Origin of the sequence: Enterobacter cloacae complex sp. IR5441 (assembly GCF_049238215.1) — a bacterium.
Lineage (GTDB): Bacteria > Pseudomonadota > Gammaproteobacteria > Enterobacterales > Enterobacteriaceae > Enterobacter > Enterobacter hormaechei_C.
In genome coordinates, this window is record NZ_JBMKIA010000021.1 from 1 (window position 1) to 18,117 (window position 18,117).

Consider the following 18,117-nt stretch of genomic DNA (forward strand, 5'->3'; position numbering starts at 1 on the left):
GTAATGAATTACGTGTTCACTCGTTGAGACTTGGTATTCATTTAGTGTCCGAGGACATTAAGAATCCATGTCACTTTGAGTGCCCACACAGATTGTCTGATAAATTGTTAAAGAGCAGTACCGCTTCGTTTTCGCTGCGGCGCGGGGTGTGCATATTACGCTTTCCCGCTTCAGAGTCAAGCGTTTGTTTTGCTTTTCTCTGCTGACCCGGCGGCTTGCGTGCCGTTTTTCCGTGTCAGTGGAGGCGCATTATAGGGAGTTCTTCTGAAGTGACAAGAGGAAATTTAAAAAAAGTTTCTGACCGTGTTTTTTTTCACCAAAAGCGATGAGTTCAAGCTACAAATTGTTCTATTTGATGTATCTGCAACCACAATCACACCTGAGATGGCATAATTAACCGCATCAATATTTAAGGAATAAAAGCGATGCCATTAAGCGCACAACAGCTGGCAGCTCAAAAAAACCTGTCCTATGTGCTGGCAGAGAAACTGGCGCAGCTGATCTTAGCGGGTAAATATGCTCCAGGTAGCATCCTGCCAAGCGAGATGGAGCTGGGAGATCAGTTTGGCGTTAGCCGTACCGCCGTTCGCGAAGCGGTAAAAACATTAACGGCGAAAGGGATGGTGCTTCCACGCCCGCGCATTGGCACCCGCGTTATGCCTCAGGGAAACTGGAACTTTCTCGATCAGGAGTTACTCACCTGGTGGATGACCGAAGATAACTTTAATCAGGTCGTCGATCACTTTCTGGTCATGCGCAGCAGTCTTGAGCCTCAGGCCTGCCTGCTTGCCGCCACGCTCGGCACAGCAGAGCAAAAAGCGCAGCTCAATACTTTGATGGAAGAGATGGTGGATCTGAAAAAGCACTTTAACCGCGAGCGCTGGATAGCGGTCGATATGGCCTGGCATGAACATATCTATAATATGAGCGGAAATCCTTTCCTGACCTCCTTTGCTTCTTTATTCCATTCTGTGTACCACACTTACTTTACCTCTATTACGCAGGATGAGGTGGTGAAGCTGGATCTGCATCAGGCGATAGTCGATGCCATTCAGGAGAGCGACGGGCAGCGAGCCCTGAGTGCGTGCCAGGCGTTGCTGGCCGCGCCAACCCACCAGCAGGTAAATAAATGACAGAGAAAAAAGCACGCAGTATGGCCGGACTGCCGTGGATTGCAGCCATGGCGTTCTTTATGCAGGCACTGGATGCCACTATCCTCAATACCGCCCTTCCCGCCATAGCCCAAAGCCTTAACCGCTCCCCGCTGGCGATGCAATCCGCCATCATCAGCTACACCCTGACGGTGGCGATGCTTATTCCGGTCAGCGGCTGGCTGGCCGATCGTTTCGGCACACGCAAAGTGTTCATGCTGGCGGTGACGCTGTTCACGCTCGGTTCTCTGGCTTGCGCCCTCTCCACCTCTCTGACGGAACTGGTTATCTTCCGCGTTCTACAGGGGATAGGCGGCGCGATGATGATGCCCGTCGCGCGTCTGGCGTTATTACGCGCCTATCCGCGCAGCGAACTGCTCCCGGTGCTCAACTTTGTGACTATGCCGGGGCTGGTCGGCCCGATACTTGGCCCGGTTCTCGGCGGCGTACTGGTGACCTGGGCTAGCTGGCACTGGATCTTCCTGATTAATATTCCGATTGGTATGGCAGGGCTGATTTATGCCCGCAAATATATGCCGAACTTCACCACGCCAAGACGCAGCTTCGATATGGGTGGTTTCTTCCTGTTTGGCCTGAGCCTGGTCCTGTTCTCCAGCGGGATGGAGCTGTTTGGCGAGAAAATCGTAGCGACGTGGCTGGCGCTGGCCGTCATCCTCAGCGGTATTCTGCTGTTCCTTCTATATATACGTCATGCGCGTCGCCATCCGACACCGCTTATCTCTTTATCTCTGTTTAACACCCGAACGTTCTCCGTCGGGATCGCGGGCAATATTGCCTCGCGTCTGGGCACGGGCTGCGTACCGTTCCTGATGCCGCTGATGCTCCAGGTCGGTTTCGGCTATCCGGCCCTGATTGCTGGCTGCATGATGGCGCCCACGGCGATGGGCTCGATTCTGGCAAAATCGACGGTCACGCAGGTGCTGCGCTGGTTTGGCTATCGTAAGACGCTGGTTGGCGTGACGATCTTTATCGGATTGATGATTGCGCAGTTCTCCCTGCAATCTGCGGCGTTACCAATCTGGATGCTGATCCTGCCGCTGTTTGTGCTGGGTATGGCCATGTCGACGCAGTTTACGTCGATGAACACCATCACCCTTGCGGACCTCACCGACGAGAATGCCAGCAGCGGCAACAGCGTACTGGCGGTCACTCAACAGCTGTCGATCAGCCTCGGGGTTGCCGTGAGCGCGGCGGTACTGCGGTTTTATGAAGGGTTCGAGGGAACTAATACCGTTGAGCAGTTCCACTATACCTTTATCACTATGGGCGCGCTTACCGTGGTATCGGCGGTGGTCTTTATGTTGTTAAAACCAAAAGACGGCCGGAACCTGATTAAAGAGCGTCACAAAGAGAAGGCTAAACCGAACCGCGTTCCATCAGAACAGGAGTAAGCTGCAAACGTTGCTGTTGCAGCGTGGGCTGGGCCATGCGGTGGATCAACACATCGATGGCCAGCTCGCCCAGTTCATCCTTCGGCTGATGGATGGTGGTCAGTGGGGGCGTCATGTAGCGCGCCAGTTCGATATCATCGTAACCGACGATCGCCATGTCGTCCGGAACACGTAATCCCGCCTGATACAGCGCCTGATAAGCTCCGAATGCCATCGCATCGTTACCGATAAACACCGCCTGCGGGCGCAGCTCTTGCGCCAGCAGTTTCTGCATTGCTTCAAATCCACCGTTAAATTCGAAATCGCCGGTGATGCGATAGCCATCAGGAATGGCAAGCCCCGCCCGTTCCATGGCCGAAAGATAGCCTTCCAGACGCAAGCGCGCCGGGGTTTTATCCAGCGGGCCGGTAATACAGGCAATGCGGGTATGACCTTTATCGATCAGATGCTGAGTCGCCATATCGCCGCCCAGCAGCGAGTTATCCTGGATTAGATCGCTGGTGCCGTCGAACGGCGCCCAGTCCATCATCACCGTGGGAATAGAAGGGTAACGCTGGATGATCTCTTTCGAAGGTTGATGCGTTTCGGTACAGAGCAGCAGCAGCCCGTCGACGCGTTTTTGCATCAGCGTTTCCAGGTTACGGTTCATGCGCTGCTCATCGCCTTCGGTATTGCACAGCACCAGGCTGTAGCCGCGCTCGAAGCAGCTGCGCTCCACGCCGCGCACCAGTTCAGAATAAAAAGGGTTGGTACTGGCCGTGATCAGCATGCCGATGGTGCGCGTCTGGTTGAGCTTCAGGCTGCGGGCCAGCGCAGACGGCGCATAGTTGAGTTCTTTAATTGCAGCGTCAACTTTCTCCCGAATCGCCTCGCTGACGAAGCGATCGTTATTGATTACGTGGGAGACAGTCGAGGTAGAAACGCCCGCCATACGGGCGACATCTTTCATTGTGGCCAAGCGTTACCCCTGCTGACTTAAGAATTCATCAATCTCTTTACGCCATGGAACAGAAGGCTGAGCGCCTTTACGCGTCACCGCAATCGCAGCGGCGGCATGCGCGAAGCGGATCGCGTCATCCATTGCTTTTCCTTCCAGCAGCGCCGTTACCAGTGCACCGTTGAAGGTGTCTCCTGCGGCGATGGTATCAATGGCTTTGACCTTAAAGCCCGGTACGCGACGGCCTTCGCCATTGACGCTAGCCCACACCCCACGGCTGCCGAGGGTGATGATTACGGTGCCGATGCCTTTTTCATGCAGTGCAAGCGCGGCACGCGCTGCATCGTCATCATTTTCGACACGGATACCCGTCAGCTTTTCCGCTTCGGTTTCGTTCGGGGTAATGATATCCACCAGCGCCAGCAGCTCGTCTGATAATACACGGGCAGGCGCAGGGTTAAGTACGACAGGAGTATGATTTTCATGCGCAATTTTCGCGGCGGCCAGCACGCTTTCAACCGGTGACTCCAGCTGCATCAGCAGGGCTTCCGCTCCGGCGATGATTCCACGCTGCGCTTCGACGCGTTCAGTCGTTAACGCGGCATTAGCCCCCGCATGAATACCGATGACATTCTCACCTTCCGCATTGACGAAAATCAGCGCCACGCCGGTAGATTCCCCTGCAACCACGCTGACGGGTGCAATGTCGATGTTGTCGCTTGCCAGCTGTTTGCGTACGCGCTCGCCGGTATCGTCATCACCCGTACAGGCGATAAACGCGATATTCGCCCCGCTGCGTCCGGCGGCAACCGCCTGGTTTGCGCCCTTACCGCCGAACGCCACCTGATACTGATTGCCAGTGACGGTTTCGCCCGGAGTGGGGAACGTTTCAAGGTTAAGAATGTGATCGGCATTGATACTGCCAAGGACGACGAGGTTGCCTGCGGTTTTCATGTATTGAGGTGTCCATCTGAGAGCGCCACCGGTCTTACCCGGTGGCGTATGCCACACTTTTCTTTTATTTGGTGTCCCTCAGGCAGCCAGCGACTGCCTGAATCGCCTTTACTGCTTAATGACCAGTTTCAGGTCAACAGGATATTTGGCCTGAACTTTTTCGCCCTTCAGCACTTTATCGGCAGTTTGCACGCCAGTCGCGCCAATTTGCTCAGGCAGCTGAGCGATGGTCGCAGCCAGTTTGCCATCATTTACTGCTTTTTCACCATCCGGCGTGCCGTCAAATCCGACAACCATCACATCTGATTTACCCGCAGTCTGGAGCGCACGCAGCGCACCGAGCGCCATTTCGTCGTTCTGTGCGAATACCGCCTGCACATCAGGATGCGCGGTCAGCAGGTTCTGCATGACGTTCAGGCCCTTTGTACGGTCGAAGTCTGCCGGCTGGCTCGCCAGCACGTTGAATTTGTGCGCCGCTACAGCCTGCTGGAAACCTTCACCACGTTCACGGGCCGCGGAAGTCCCGGCGATCCCCTGCAACTCGATCACTTTCGCGCCTTCACCTGCTTTCTTCGCGATGTAGTCGCCAGCGATTTTACCGCCCAGTACGTTATCAGACGCAATGTGGCTGACCACATCCCCTTTCGTTGCCTGACGGTCAAGGGTGATGACCGGGATCTTCGCCTGGTTTGCCATCTTCACGGCGTTACCGACCGCGTCGGAATCGGTTGGGTTGATCAGCAGGATTTTGGTACCACGAACGGTTAAGTCCTGAACGTTAGCCAGCTCTTTCGCCGGGTTGTTCTGAGAATCCAGCACCACCAGGTTGTAGCCCAGTTTATCTGCTTCTTTCTGCGCGCCATCCTTCAGGGAGACGAAGAACGGGTTGTTCAGGGTAGAGACAACCAGCGCGATGGTGTCCTTCGCCATGGCGTTAGCACTTACGGTTGCGCTCAGCGCGACAGCAGAAACCAGGGTAGCCAGTTTTTTCATGTTCATATCTAAGATGTCCTGTAGTGTCGTCAGTTACTGTTTTTTGTTGTCTACCAGTACCGCCAGCAAAATCACCACTGCCTTAACGATCATCTGGTAATAGGAGGAAACACCTAACAAATTCAAACCATTATTCAGGAAACCGAGGATCAGTGCGCCGATCAATGTCCCAACAATGCGACCTTTACCACCCGCAAGGCTCGTACCGCCCAGAACCACTGCCGCGATGGCATCCAGCTCATAGCCCGTACCCGCCGTTGGCTGCGCGGAAGAGAGGCGCGCCACTTCGATGATGCCCGCCAGAGACGCCAGCAGGCCGCACAGGGAGTAAACGATAATTTTGACTTTATTAACGCTGATACCGGACAGGCGCGTTGCCGCTTCGTTACCGCCCAGCGCATAGATATAACGACCCAGACGGGTATGGTGCAGCATGTACCATGCCGCCAGGAAGACGATAGCCATGATCCAGACCGGGGTCGGGACACCCAGCGGGCGACCGATACCGAACCAGCCAAACAGATCGGCGTTATCGGTAAAACCGGTATTAATCGGGCTGCCGTTGGTGTACACCATGGTCACACCGCGCAGCAGCAGCATCATCACCAGCGTGGCGATGAACGCCTGAACGCGACCTTTCGCCACAATCACGCCGGTTACGGCGCCAATTGCCGCACCTGCCGCCAGGGCAGCGGCAACGGCCACCAGCGCGTTGACCTCAATACCAACAATCGACGCGGCGATCGCGCCGGTGAGGGCCAGCAGGGAACCGACGGACAGATCGATACCCGAGGTCAAAATCACCAGCGTCATCCCCACCGCCATAATGGCGTTGACGGAGGTCTGCTGAAGAATGTTGAACAGGTTATTGACGGTAAAAAAGTTCGGGCTCATGGTCGAGACAATCGCGATCAGCACCAGCAGGGCAATCAGCGATTTTTGTTCCATCAGCCATGCCTTTGTGAAATAGCGGCGACCAGAAACAGCCTGGGTAGTCATCTTCTTACTCCTGATTCACGCGATTAAGCTTGCCCACAGCGGCAGCCATCAGAACTTCCTGGGTGGCCTGCTCGCGAGTGAATTCACCGCCGAGATGCCCTTCATGCATGACGATAATGCGATCGCTCATGCCTAATACCTCTGGCATCTCGGAAGAGACCAGAATGATGCTCAGACCGTCGGCCTTGAACTGGTTAATCAGCTGATATATCTCTTTCTTCGCGCCCACGTCCACGCCGCGGGTGGGCTCATCCAGGATCAGCACTTTCGGGCGCGTCATCAGCCCGCGGGCAATCGCCACTTTCTGCTGATTCCCGCCGGACAACAGGCCAATAGCCTGCTCCATCGATGGGGTTTTAACGTTAAAGAGACGGATAAAATCGCTGACCGCCTGCTGCTCATCTTTGTGTTTCAGGCTGCCGCCGCTGCGGCTGAAATAGCCTAGCGCCGTCAGGGACATGTTCTCTTTCACCGACATGCCCAGCACTAAGCCGTCGCGCTTACGGTCTTCGGAAATATAGACAATGCCGTTCGCCAGGCCATCCTGCGGCGAGCGGGTGACCACCTCATGGCCGTCGAGGGTAACGTAGCCGCTGGTGCGCGGCAGTGCGCCATAGAGCACTTTCATCAGTTCGGTGCGCCCCGCGCCCATCAGGCCCGCGACGCCAAGGATCTCGCCCTTGCGCAGGGTAAAGGAGACGTCATTCACGCCCGGCCCGCAGAGATTATCCACCTTCAGGCGGATCTCTCCCGGCGCTTTGTCCAGATGCGGATACTGATCTTCGAGCTTACGTCCCACCATCATTTCAATCAGGGTATCTTCGGTCAGGGTTGCCACTTCGCGCTCGGCAATAAACTGCCCATCGCGAAAGACGGTGACGTCGTCGCAGATCTCGAAGATCTCTTTCATGCGGTGTGAGATATAGACAATGCCGCGGCCCTGGGATTTCAGCTCACGGATCACGCGGAACAGGGATTCGGTTTCGGTATCGGTCAGGGCGTCGGTCGGTTCATCCATAATGATGACCTTCGACTCGAAGCTCAGCACCTTCGCGATTTCCACCATCTGCTGATCGCCGATGGAAAGGTCGCCCACCAGTCGGTCGCTCTTAAAGCGCAGATTCAGCTTCGCCAGCAGTTTGTCCGCTTCGGCATACATGGTTTTCCAGTCGATTTTGCCAAACCGGTTCACGAACTCACGGCCGAGGAAGATGTTCTCCGCAATGGTGAGCTGCGGGATCAGGTTCAACTCCTGGTGGATGATGCCGATGCCCGCTTCCTGAGAGGATTTCGGGCCGTTAAAGGTGGTCTCTTTACCCAGCCACAGCAGCGAACCGGCATCGCGTTGGTAGATACCGGTCAGCACTTTCATCATGGTGGATTTGCCGGCGCCGTTTTCGCCCACCAGCGCCATGACGCGCCCGGAATAGACGTTCAGCGCCGCACCGGAGAGGGCTTTTACGCCCGGGAACGACTTATCGATCCCTTTGAGTTGCAGTAATGCGTCCATGATGGCCTCAGAAGGTGACGCCAGCACAGAGAATGATATTCGCATACGGGGAGCACTCCCCGCTGCGAATCACCGCCTGACTGTCTGCGGTTTGTTGTTTGAACTGCTCGTGCGTTGTGTAACGAATTTCTATGATGTTTCCCTGGTGCTGTTGCAGTTGCTCAATGTGGCTGAGCAACGTTTCGTGGAGTTGCGGATTATGTTGTTTGATTTCCGCCGCGAGAATGGCCGCCTCAACCTGCATCTCCGCGGTGACCACTTCCAGTACCTGCATGAACGAGGGTACGCCCTGCGTTAACGCCATATCGATACGGGTTGTGCTGCGCGGAACCGGTAAGCCTGCATCGCAAACCACCAGCGTATCGGTATGCCCAAGACGGGAAATCACCGATGAGATTTCTGAGTTGAGTACTGTGCCTTTCTTCATTTTTTGCTCCACTAGCGAAACGTTTCGCTAAAAACAGTGTAGCCGCAGAAGTGTTCAGAAAACCATCATGACGTAACGGATTTGTGATCAACGTCGAAACGTTTCGCTAAGTGAAATGCAATAGAGGAAAATTGCCCGGCGGCGCTACGCTTGCGCGGGCCTACGGGTCTGGTAGGCCGGGTAAGCGCAGCGCCACCCGGCATATTCAGAAGGGTTAAATCTCGACCTGCGTCCCCAGCTCAATCACGCGGTTAGGCGGGATCTCAAACTGGTCAGGCGCACGCAGGGCGTTACGTTGCAGAATGAGATACAGCTTGCCGCGCAGGCGCAGATACCATGGGCGCTTGCCGATGATCAGCGACTCATGGGACATAAAGAACGACGTCTCCATCATGCGGCAACTCAGGCCTTCCAGACCGCAGCGGTGGAACACCTCTTCCACGTTCGGCGTTTCGCGCCAGCCGTAGCTTGCCACCACGCGCCAGAAGGTTGGCGACAGCTGTTCAATCTGTACGCGACGCACGTTGTGAACGTACGGCGCATCTTCGGTACGCAGCGTCAGCAGGATCACGCGCTCGTGCAGCACTTTGTTGTGCTTGAGGTTATGCATCAGCGCAAATGGGATCACGTTCAGCGCGCGAGACATATACACCGCCGTGCCCGGCACGCGCACCGGTGGGGACTTCTCCAGCGAGGCGATCATCGCCTCCAGAGAGTTACCGTGCTCGTGCATACGACGCAGCAGGCGGAAACGTTCGCTCTTCCACGTCGTCATCACAATAAACATCACCAGACCCAGCGTCAGCGGCAGCCAGCCGCCGGAGACAATCTTGTCGAGGTTCGCAGAGAACAGCGGCACGTCGATGCAGAGGAAGCCAACCAGGATCAGCCCCACGAGGAACTTATTCCAGTGCCAGTTACGGTACGCCACGGTGGTGGAGAGAATAGAGGTCAACACCATCGTTCCGGTTACCGCGATACCGTACGCCGCCGCCAGATTACTGGAGTGCTCAAAGCTGACGATAACAATCACCACCGCGAAATAGAGCAGCCAGTTGACGAAGGGAATGTAGATCTGGCCAGACTCCATCTCCGAGGTATGGATAATGCGCATTGGGGAGAGATATCCCAGACGCACGGCCTGACGCGTCAGGGAGAATACGCCGGAAATGACAGCCTGAGAGGCAATGACCGTCGCCAGCGTCGCCAGGATCAGCATCGGAACCAGCGCCCAGTCCGGCGCCAGCAGGAAGAACGGGTTTTTAATCGCTTCAGGGTGTGCAAGCAGCAGCGCGCCCTGACCGAAGTAATTCAGCACCAGTGAAGGCAAGACCACGCTAAACCAGGCGACGCGAATAGGGAGTTTCCCGAAGTGGCCCATATCTGCATACAGCGCTTCAACACCGGTAATGGACAGCACCACCGCGCCCAGCGCCACAAACGACACCACTTTATATTCAAGGAAGAAATGCACCGCCCACATTGGGTTCAGCGCGTGCAGGACATCCGGGTTGGCGATAATACTGCGTAAGCCCAGCGCCGCCAGGATCAGGAACCAGGCCAGCATAATAGGCGCGAACAGCTTACCCACCAGCCCGGTACCGTGTTTTTGTATGGCAAACAGCAACGTCAGCACGATAATAGCGAGTGGCACCACCCACGTATCAAGCTGTGGCGCGACAATCTCCAGCCCCTCTATGGCCGACATTACAGAAATCGCCGGCGTAATCACGACTTCTCCATAGAAGAAGCTGCCGCCAATCAGGCCGATGATGACCAGCACGGAGGTCATTCTTGCGGACGTATTGCGCCCGGCAAGGGACATCAGGGTCAGAATACCGCCCTCGCCCGCGTTATCAGCCCGCATTACGAAAGAGAGATACTTAAGGGAGACCACCAGGATCAGCAGCCAGAAGATGAGCGAGAGGAAACCAAATACGGCGTCACGCTCTACACCAAAACCAAACTGACCGGACAGACATTCACGAAGCGTATAAAGCGGGCTGGTGCCGATATCACCGTAGACAACCCCGATCGCCGCAAGCGTTACAGCGGGTAATGATTGCTTATTATCAGTGCTCATAGACTAGTCTTTTCGTTTGAATAACAAATGTGTGCTTAGTCCCTTGGCCCACAAAAAGCGCACAGTATGCACGATTCAATGCAAAATCGTACCCCTAAATGCAGCCGCATTAATGTAGCGCAAAGAAAATAGCGCCGCACTTCAGCCTATTACCAGGCCAGACCGAAACGTCTATACTCGCTTCAATTAGCCGCCACGACGGCGAAAGGATGCAAAACTATTATGGCTCACTCACATTTATTAGCAGAAAGAATTTCCCGCCTCAGCAGTGCGCTGGAGAAAGGCCTTTACGAGCGTAGCCACGCCATTCGCCTCTGTTTACTGGCGGCGCTGAGTGGGGAAAGCGTATTTCTGCTGGGCCCGCCGGGCATTGCCAAAAGTCTGATCGCACGCCGCCTCAAATTCGCTTTCCAGAACGCGCGCGCATTCGAGTATTTGATGACGCGCTTCTCCACGCCGGAAGAAGTTTTCGGCCCACTCTCCATTCAGGCGTTAAAAGATGAGGGACGCTATGAACGTCTGACGGCGGGCTATCTTCCGGAAGCGGAAATCGTCTTTCTTGATGAGATCTGGAAAGCCGGCCCGGCCATACTGAATACCCTGTTGACGGCAATTAACGAACGCCGCTTCCGCAACGGCGCCAGCGAAGAGAAGATCCCCATGCGCCTGCTGGTGGCCGCGTCTAACGAATTGCCCGAAGCCGACAGCAGCCTGGAAGCGCTGTATGACCGTATGCTGATCCGCCTGTGGCTGGATAAAGTCCAGGATAAATCAAACTTCCGTTCTATGCTGGTAAGCCAGCAGGATGAAAACGAAAACCCGGTGGCAGCGTCATTGCAGGTCACGGACGAGGAATACCACCAGTGGCAGGAGGAGATCGGCAAGATAAAACTGCCCGATCCCGTTTTTGAGCTGATCTTTATGCTGCGCCAGCAGCTTGATTTGCTGCCTTCCGCGCCGTACGTCTCCGATCGTCGCTGGAAAAAAGCCATTCGCCTGCTCCAGGCAAGCGCGCTGTTTAGCGGCCGCGATGCTGTCGCCCCAATCGATCTGATCCTGCTGAAAGACTGCCTGTGGCACGACGCAGAAGGGATGAATCTGATGCAACAGCAGCTGGACGTTTTGATGACCGGACACGCGTGGGGTCAACAATCCATGCTTAATCAACTGGGCGCGATTGCCCAACGTCGCCTTCAGCTCCAGCAGCAGCAAAGTGACAAAACCGCGCTGAAGGTGAACCGTCTTGGCGGGATGTTTGCCCGTAAACCGCACTATGAACTGCCCGCCGGGCTGACTGACGCCTCGCTCACGCTTCTTCTTCAGCAACCGCTGAAGCTTCATGATATGCAGGTTGTGCACGTGACGATCGAACGCGTTGCGCTGGTTCAGTGGCTGGATAAAGGCGGTGAGATCCGCGGTAAACTCAACGGTATCGGCTTTGCACAGCCGCTGTCGATGGAAGTCGACAGCAGCCAGCACCTTGTGATCCGCGACGTCAGCCTTCAGGGATCGCGCCTGGCGCTGCCGGGCACGGCCTCCGATACTGTTCCGGAGGAGATCAAACAGCAGCTCGACGCGCTGGATAACGAATGGCATCAGCAGCACACGCGCTTCAGCGAACAGCAGAAATGCCTCTTTATCCATAGCGACTGGTTAGGTCGCATTGAAGCCAGCTTGCAGGATGTCAGCGCGCAGATCAAACAGGCGCGTCAATGCTAACGCTGGACACGCTTAACGTCATGCTGGCGGTTAGCGAGGAAGGGTTGATCGAAGAGGTCGTCATTACCCTGCTCGCTTCACCGCAGCTGGCGGCCTTCTTTGAAAAATTCCCGAAGCTCCGAAAAGCAATGACGGACGATCTGCCCCGCTGGCGCGATAACCTGCGACAGCGGTTTAAGGAGACGGAAGTCCCGCCGGAACTGACAGAGGAAGTGGCTGGTTACCAGCAGTGCCAGCGGCTTTCAACACCGCAGTTTATTGCCCAGCTACAGCAAACCCTGACGCTGCTTGATAACGTTCACTCCCCGTTTGCCAGCCAGGCCAGAGCGCTGGTCACTGACAACCCCAGCTTTACTCCCGCCCTGCATACGCTGTTTTTACAGCGCTGGCGTCTGAGCCTTGTGGTCCAGGCCACGGCCCTTAATCAGCAGTTGCTGGACGAAGAGCGCGAACAGTTGCTCAGTGAAGTCCAGGAGCGAATGACCCTGAGCGGCCAGTTAGAACAGGTGCTGGTGGAGAATGAAAACGCCGCCGGTCGACTCTGGGATATGAGTGCCGGCCAGTTAAAGCGGGGCGATTATCAGCTGATCGTGAAGTACGGCGACTTTCTGGCGCAACAGCCGGAGCTGATGAAGCTTGCAGAACAGCTCGGCCGCTCCCGGGAGGCCCGGTCGGTCCCAAAGAAAGATGCGCCGATGGAGACCTTCCGTACGCTGGTACGCGAACCCTCCACCGTACCGGAGCAGGTGGACGGGCTACAGCAAAGCGATGACATCCTGCGCCTGCTGCCCACGGAACTCAGCACGCTGGGAATGACCGAACTGGAGTATGAGTTTTATCGTCGGCTGGTGGAAAAACAGCTCATTACCTATCGACTGCATGGCGAAGCCTGGCGCGAGAAGATCAGCCAGCGTCCGGTAGTGCACCAGGATTTTGATGAGCAACCGCGCGGCCCATTTATTGTTTGCGTCGATACGTCCGGATCGATGGGGGGCTTTAATGAACAGTGCGCAAAAGCGTTCTGCCTGGCCCTGATGCGCGTGGCGCTCGCCGATCGTCGTCGCTGCTACATCATGTTATTTTCCAGCGAAGTGGTGGGGTATGAACTGACCAGCCCACAGGGGCTGGAGCAGGCGATCCGCTTTTTAAGCCAGCGCTTTCGCGGCGGCACCGATCTGGCCAGCTGTTTTCGCAGCATCATTGAGCGCATGCAGGGCGGAGACTGGTACGACGCGGATGCGGTGGTGATTTCCGATTTTATTGCCCAGCGGCTGCCGGACGACGTCGTGAATAAAGTGAAGGAGATGCAGCGCGTGCACCAGCACCGTTTCCATGCCGTGGCGATGTCTGCACATGGAAAACCCGGCATCATGCGCATCTTCGATCATATCTGGCGCTTTGATACCGGGTTGCGTAGCCGCCTGCTCAGACGCTGGCGACGTTAATTAAAGAAGAGAACCGACGCTCTCACGTACCTGCTGCGGCCAGACCCCACACTGTACCTGACCAATGTGAGAGAGTTGCAGCAGCAGCATGGTCAGACGAGACTGGCCAATACCACCGCCGATGGTCTGCGGCATTTCACCGCGCAGCAGTGCCTGGTGCCACTCCAGTTGCAGACGATCTTCATCACCGGTCACGGCCAGCTGACGCTTCAGTGCTTCAGCATCCACGCGGATCCCCATCGAAGAGAGTTCAAACGCATCTTCCAGAACCGGGTTCCAGACCAGAATATCGCCGTTCAGACCGGCATATTCGCTTTCGCCCACGGTGCTCCAGTCATCGTAATCCGGCGCACGGACGTCGTGACGTTTACCATCAGACAATTTCCCGCCAATGCCGATAAGGAATACCGCGCCCAGCTCTTTGGCGATCGCGCGTTCACGGCCTTTGGCATCCAGATCCGGGAAACGGCTCAGCAATTCCTGACTGTGAACAAAGTGGATCGTTTCCGGCAGGAACGGTGCCAGACCAAACTCTTTGCTCACGGCCGCTTCGGTTGCTTTGATCCCGGCGTAGATCGCCTCAACGGTGGATTTCAGCGTACCGACGTGACGCTCGCCATCTCCCATTACGCGCTCCCAGTCCCACTGGTCAACGTAGACAGAGTGAATCGGGGAAAGGCGGTCTTCATCGGGGCGAAGGGCTTTCATGTGCGTGTAAAGCCCTTCGCCCGCGCTGAAGTCGTGTTGTCCCAGGGTTTGACGCTTCCACTTCGCCAGGGAATGAACCACTTCGAACTGGGCGTCTGGCAGTGTTTTCACTTTTACCTGTACCGCTTTTTCGCAACCAGACAAGTTATCCTGCGTCCCGTCACCCACGCGGCTCAGAATCGGCGCCTGAACTTCAATAAGGCCAAGCTTCTCTTCCAGCTGGCGGGAAAAATGGGATTTTACGAAACTGATCTGGCGTTGTTTTGCGATGTAAGCGGTTTTCATTATTTATACTCCTGCGTCCTGTTGATACTGATTAAGCAACAGAACAGGCGCTTAATTCAATAACCCATCAACAAAAAGCCGCCTTCACTTTTTATTCGTTAAAATAAGACGCTAGAATAGAGGGAATCATTAATCTTCATAAGAAAAACCTATGGAAAATTATCAGATCGACAATCTGGACCGCGGCATTCTGGAAGCGCTAATGGCCAACGCACGCACCGCGTATGCCGAACTGGCGAAACAATTTGGCGTCAGCCCGGGGACCATTCACGTTCGCGTAGAGAAAATGAAGCAGGCCGGGATCATCACCGGCGCACGCATTGATGTCAGCCCGAAGCAGCTCGGCTATGACGTCTGCTGCTTCATTGGCATTATTCTGAAAAGCGCCAAAGATTACCCCTCCGCGCTGGAGAAACTGAACGCGCTGGATGAAGTCACCGAGGCGTACTACACCACCGGGCACTACAGCATCTTTATAAAGGTGATGTGCCGATCCATTGACGCCCTCCAGCAGGTACTTATCAACAAGATCCAAACAATCGATGAAATTCAGTCCACTGAAACCCTGATCTCCCTGCAAAACCCGATCATGCGTACTATCCGCCCGTGATCGGGCAATTTCATTCCCACATTTTCCACAGGTAGATCCCAGCTCGTTCACAGCGTACAATGGCCGCCTCTTTATCTGAGCGAGCGATCAATGGCGGACATTACTCTTATCAGCGGCAGCACCCTGGGCGGTGCGGAATATGTAGCGGAACATCTGGCTGAGAAGCTGGAAGATGCGGGCTTTTCTACACAAACGCTGCACGGACCGCTGCTGGAAGATCTCCCGACTGACGGGGTCTGGCTGCTGATCACCTCCACGCACGGCGCGGGCGATCTGCCGGATAACCTGCAACCTTTATATGACGAACTGCTGGAACAACAGCCCGATCTGTCAAACGTCCGGTTTGGCGCTGTGGGGATCGGCAGCCGTGAATATGACACTTTCTGTGGCGCCATAGAGAAAGTAGAAGCTGCGGTGACCGCCTGCGGAGCAAAACAGCTGGGTGAAACGCTGAAGATCAACATCCTCGATCATGACATTCCCGAAGATCCAGCCGAGATCTGGCTCGCGGAATGGAAAAATTTACTCAAAAACGATTAAAGATCGCGCGATCAGATGTGGATAACTCTGGTTAAAAGCTCGTATTAAGCCGTAGTTATCCAAAGAACAACGTTGGTTTAGTTTTTGACCTGTGTATAAAGTGGCGATCTGATCCCAGCTTATACGGTCCAGGATCACCGATCATTCACAGCAAACGATCCTTCCTAACTGCATGATCTTATTTATGGGATCGGACTTATCCACAGAGGTCTGCGATCCTAATAAGAGATCACAATAGAACAGATCTCTAAATAAAAAGATCTTCTTTTTAATAGCCCAGGATCCCAATGCTTTCTCGAAAGACTAAAGTTGAGTAGAATCCACGGCCCGGGCTTCAATCCATTTTCATACCGCTTTACGCGAGGCAGACCACCATGTTTTATCAGGATCCTTTTGACGTCATCATCATTGGCGGGGGTCACGCAGGCACTGAGGCCGCAATGGCCGCAGCGCGAATGGGTCAGCAGACCCTGCTTTTGACACACAATATCGACACGCTGGGACAAATGTCCTGTAATCCGGCGATTGGCGGCATTGGGAAAGGACACCTGGTAAAAGAAGTGGATGCGCTTGGCGGCCTGATGGCGAAAGCGATCGATCATGCGGGCATTCAGTTTAGGATACTAAACGCGAGTAAAGGTCCGGCTGTTCGCGCCACCCGTGCACAGGCAGACCGCGTGCTTTACCGTCAGGCTGTGCGCACCGCGCTGGAAAACCAACCGAACCTGATGATCTTCCAGCAGGCCGTAGAAGATCTTATCGTGGAGAACGATCGCGTCGTGGGTGCCGTAACCCAGATGGGGCTTAAGTTCCGCGCAAAAGCGGTGGTGCTGACGGTCGGGACATTCCTGGACGGTAAAATCCATATTGGTCTGGACAACTACAGCGGTGGCCGTGCTGGCGATCCGCCGTCGATTCCGTTATCTCGTCGTCTGCGTGAACTGCCGCTGCGCGTAAGCCGCCTGAAAACCGGTACGCCGCCGCGTATTGATGCGCGCACCATTGATTTCAGCGTGCTCGCACAGCAGCACGGCGATAACCCGATGCCGGTGTTCTCGTTCATGGGCAATGCGGCTCAGCATCCGCAGCAGGTGCCGTGCTACATCACGCACACCAATGAAAAAACCCATGACGTGATCCGCAATAACCTCGATCGCAGCCCAATGTACGCCGGTGTGATCGAAGGGATCGGCCCACGTTATTGCCCGTCGATCGAAGACAAGGTGATGCGATTTGCCGATCGTAACCAGCACCAGATCTTCCTCGAACCTGAAGGGCTGACCTCTAACGAAATTTATCCAAACGGCATCTCCACCAGCCTGCCGTTCGACGTGCAGATGCAGATTGTGCGTTCAATGCAGGGCATGGAAAACGCGAAGATCGTTCGTCCTGGCTACGCTATTGAGTACGATTTCTTCGATCCGCGCGACCTGAAGCCGACGCTGGAAAGCAAATTCATCCAGGGTCTGTTCTTCGCAGGCCAGATTAACGGTACCACCGGGTACGAAGAAGCTGCCGCACAAGGGTTGCTGGCCGGTTTGAACGCCGCTCGCTTCTCTGCCGAGAAAGAGGGCTGGGCACCGGCGCGTTCTCAGGCTTACCTGGGCGTTCTGGTCGACGATCTCTGCACGCTGGGGACCAAAGAACCGTACCGCATGTTTACTTCTCGTGCGGAATATCGCCTGATGCTGCGCGAAGACAATGCCGATCTGCGTCTGACTGAGGTGGGCCGTGAATTGGGTCTGGTGGATGACGAACGCTGGGCGCGCTTCAACGAGAAGCTGGAGCGTATCGAACAGGAACGTCAGCGCCTGAAAACCACCTGGGTGAATCCGCAGGCGGAAACCGCTGCCGAAGTAAACGCTCACTTAACAGCACCGCTGTCGCGCGAAGCCAGCGGGGAAGATCTGCTGCGTCGTCCTGAAGTCACTTACGAGAATCTGGTCAAACTGACCGCGTTCGCGCCGGGCCTTGAAGACGCGGAAGCGGCTGAACAGGTCGAGATCCAGGTGAAATACGAAGGCTACATCGCGCGTCAGCAGGATGAGATCGAAAAACAGCAGCGCAACGAAAACACGCTGCTGCCGGAAATGCTGGACTATCGTCAGGTGACGGGCCTTTCCAACGAAGTGATCGCTAAGCTGAACGATCACAAACCTGTGTCGATTGGCCAGGCCTCACGTATCTCCGGCGTCACACCTGCCGCGATTTCGATTCTGCTGGTGTGGCTGAAAAAGCAGGGTATGCTGCGCCGCAGCGCGTAATGCTCTGAAAATTGCCCGGTGGCGCTGCGCTTACCGGGCCTACTGAACCCGTAGGGCGGGTTAGCGAAGCGCCACCCGCC

General features: G+C 55.5%; 15 protein-coding genes. 7 read left to right on the plus strand and 8 right to left on the minus strand.

The window, feature by feature from the left end; all coding sequences use genetic code 11:
* The first annotated feature begins 425 nt into the window (after positions 1-425).
* Entirely contained in the window at positions 426-1,133 is a 708-nt protein-coding gene (locus ACOTX5_RS18745; protein ID WP_003862405.1) for a FadR/GntR family transcriptional regulator, read from the plus strand.
* Positions 1,130-2,563, plus strand: a complete 1,434-nt coding sequence (gene mdtD, locus ACOTX5_RS18750; protein WP_045911549.1) for a multidrug transporter subunit MdtD — start codon at positions 1,130-1,132, stop codon at positions 2,561-2,563. The genes ACOTX5_RS18745 and mdtD overlap by 4 nt, the downstream gene beginning before the upstream one ends.
* Here the strand turns inward: mdtD and rbsR are convergent.
* From rbsR to kup, 7 genes are all read right to left on the minus strand, one after another.
* Complete coding sequence (gene rbsR, locus ACOTX5_RS18755; protein ID WP_017694038.1) at positions 2,529-3,521, minus strand: ribose operon transcriptional repressor RbsR; 993 nt, start codon at positions 3,519-3,521, stop codon at positions 2,529-2,531. The two genes, mdtD and rbsR, sit on opposite strands and share 35 nt — an antisense overlap.
* Positions 3,522-3,524: 3 nt before the next feature.
* Positions 3,525-4,454: a ribokinase gene (rbsK, locus tag ACOTX5_RS18760; protein WP_045911550.1), complete on the minus strand. Its 930-nt coding sequence runs from the start codon at positions 4,452-4,454 to the stop codon at positions 3,525-3,527.
* Between the two features lie 108 nt (positions 4,455-4,562).
* Complete coding sequence (gene rbsB / locus ACOTX5_RS18765; RefSeq protein WP_003862397.1) at positions 4,563-5,453, minus strand: ribose ABC transporter substrate-binding protein RbsB; 891 nt, start codon at positions 5,451-5,453, stop codon at positions 4,563-4,565.
* 27 nt (positions 5,454-5,480) lie between these two features.
* Positions 5,481-6,446: a ribose ABC transporter permease gene (rbsC, locus tag ACOTX5_RS18770; RefSeq protein WP_003862395.1), complete on the minus strand. Its 966-nt coding sequence runs from the start codon at positions 6,444-6,446 to the stop codon at positions 5,481-5,483.
* A 4-nt stretch (positions 6,447-6,450) separates the two neighbouring features.
* Positions 6,451-7,956, minus strand: a complete 1,506-nt coding sequence (gene rbsA / locus ACOTX5_RS18775; RefSeq protein WP_045911551.1) for a ribose ABC transporter ATP-binding protein RbsA — start codon at positions 7,954-7,956, stop codon at positions 6,451-6,453.
* 7 nt (positions 7,957-7,963) lie between these two features.
* Entirely contained in the window at positions 7,964-8,383 is a 420-nt protein-coding gene (gene rbsD, locus ACOTX5_RS18780; RefSeq protein ID WP_045911552.1) for a D-ribose pyranase, read from the minus strand.
* Between the two features lie 214 nt (positions 8,384-8,597).
* Positions 8,598-10,466: a low affinity potassium transporter Kup gene (gene kup / locus ACOTX5_RS18785; RefSeq protein WP_006808744.1), complete on the minus strand. Its 1,869-nt coding sequence runs from the start codon at positions 10,464-10,466 to the stop codon at positions 8,598-8,600.
* Between the two features lie 222 nt (positions 10,467-10,688).
* On the opposite strand from kup, the gene ravA reads away from it, so the two are divergent.
* Together ravA and viaA are read left to right on the plus strand one after the other, a co-directional pair.
* Positions 10,689-12,185, plus strand: a complete 1,497-nt coding sequence (gene ravA, locus ACOTX5_RS18790) for an ATPase RavA (RefSeq protein WP_003862389.1) — start codon at positions 10,689-10,691, stop codon at positions 12,183-12,185.
* Complete coding sequence (viaA, locus tag ACOTX5_RS18795; protein WP_015570153.1) at positions 12,179-13,630, plus strand: ATPase RavA stimulator ViaA; 1,452 nt, start codon at positions 12,179-12,181, stop codon at positions 13,628-13,630. Before ravA ends, viaA begins: the two co-directional genes overlap by 7 nt.
* Here viaA and asnA read toward each other — a convergent pair whose 3' ends face one another.
* Positions 13,631-14,623 carry an aspartate--ammonia ligase gene (gene asnA / locus ACOTX5_RS18800; protein WP_003862385.1) on the minus strand — a complete coding sequence of 331 codons (993 nt, stop codon included), beginning with the start codon at positions 14,621-14,623 and terminating at the stop codon, positions 13,631-13,633.
* A 151-nt stretch (positions 14,624-14,774) separates the two neighbouring features.
* Between asnA and asnC the strand changes: the two genes are divergently transcribed.
* The 3 genes from asnC (at position 14,775) to mnmG (ending at position 18,037) form a co-directional block, all read left to right on the plus strand.
* Positions 14,775-15,233, plus strand: a complete 459-nt coding sequence (asnC, locus tag ACOTX5_RS18805) for a transcriptional regulator AsnC (protein WP_003862383.1) — start codon at positions 14,775-14,777, stop codon at positions 15,231-15,233.
* Between the two features lie 90 nt (positions 15,234-15,323).
* On the plus strand, positions 15,324-15,773 hold the full coding sequence (gene mioC / locus ACOTX5_RS18810; protein WP_003862381.1) for an FMN-binding protein MioC: 450 nt from the start codon (positions 15,324-15,326) through the stop codon (positions 15,771-15,773).
* Positions 15,774-16,147: 374 nt separating this feature from the next.
* Positions 16,148-18,037, plus strand: coding sequence for a tRNA uridine-5-carboxymethylaminomethyl(34) synthesis enzyme MnmG (gene mnmG / locus ACOTX5_RS18815; protein WP_003862379.1), 1,890 nt, complete (start codon positions 16,148-16,150; stop codon positions 18,035-18,037).
* Positions 18,038-18,117 lie beyond the last annotated feature (80 nt).

What these genes read in the sequence shown, in the direction of transcription:
- mdtD (WP_045911549.1), top strand. Translation starts at nt 1,130, where the DNA reads ATGACAGAGAAAAAAGCACGCAGTATGGCCGGACTGCCGTGGATTGCA.
- rbsB (WP_003862397.1), bottom strand. Translation starts at nt 5,453, where the DNA reads ATGAACATGAAAAAACTGGCTACCCTGGTTTCTGCTGTCGCGCTGAGC.
- rbsA (WP_045911551.1), bottom strand. Translation starts at nt 7,956, where the DNA reads ATGGACGCATTACTGCAACTCAAAGGGATCGATAAGTCGTTCCCGGGC.
- kup (WP_006808744.1), bottom strand. Translation starts at nt 10,466, where the DNA reads ATGAGCACTGATAATAAGCAATCATTACCCGCTGTAACGCTTGCGGCG.
- ACOTX5_RS18745 (WP_003862405.1), top strand. Translation starts at nt 426, where the DNA reads ATGCCATTAAGCGCACAACAGCTGGCAGCTCAAAAAAACCTGTCCTAT.
- mnmG (WP_003862379.1), top strand. Translation starts at nt 16,148, where the DNA reads ATGTTTTATCAGGATCCTTTTGACGTCATCATCATTGGCGGGGGTCAC.
- rbsD (WP_045911552.1), bottom strand. Translation starts at nt 8,383, where the DNA reads ATGAAGAAAGGCACAGTACTCAACTCAGAAATCTCATCGGTGATTTCC.
- rbsC (WP_003862395.1), bottom strand. Translation starts at nt 6,446, where the DNA reads ATGACTACCCAGGCTGTTTCTGGTCGCCGCTATTTCACAAAGGCATGG.
- ravA (WP_003862389.1), top strand. Translation starts at nt 10,689, where the DNA reads ATGGCTCACTCACATTTATTAGCAGAAAGAATTTCCCGCCTCAGCAGT.
- viaA (WP_015570153.1), top strand. Translation starts at nt 12,179, where the DNA reads ATGCTAACGCTGGACACGCTTAACGTCATGCTGGCGGTTAGCGAGGAA.
- asnC (WP_003862383.1), top strand. Translation starts at nt 14,775, where the DNA reads ATGGAAAATTATCAGATCGACAATCTGGACCGCGGCATTCTGGAAGCG.
- asnA (WP_003862385.1), bottom strand. Translation starts at nt 14,623, where the DNA reads ATGAAAACCGCTTACATCGCAAAACAACGCCAGATCAGTTTCGTAAAA.
- rbsK (WP_045911550.1), bottom strand. Translation starts at nt 4,454, where the DNA reads ATGAAAACCGCAGGCAACCTCGTCGTCCTTGGCAGTATCAATGCCGAT.
- mioC (WP_003862381.1), top strand. Translation starts at nt 15,324, where the DNA reads ATGGCGGACATTACTCTTATCAGCGGCAGCACCCTGGGCGGTGCGGAA.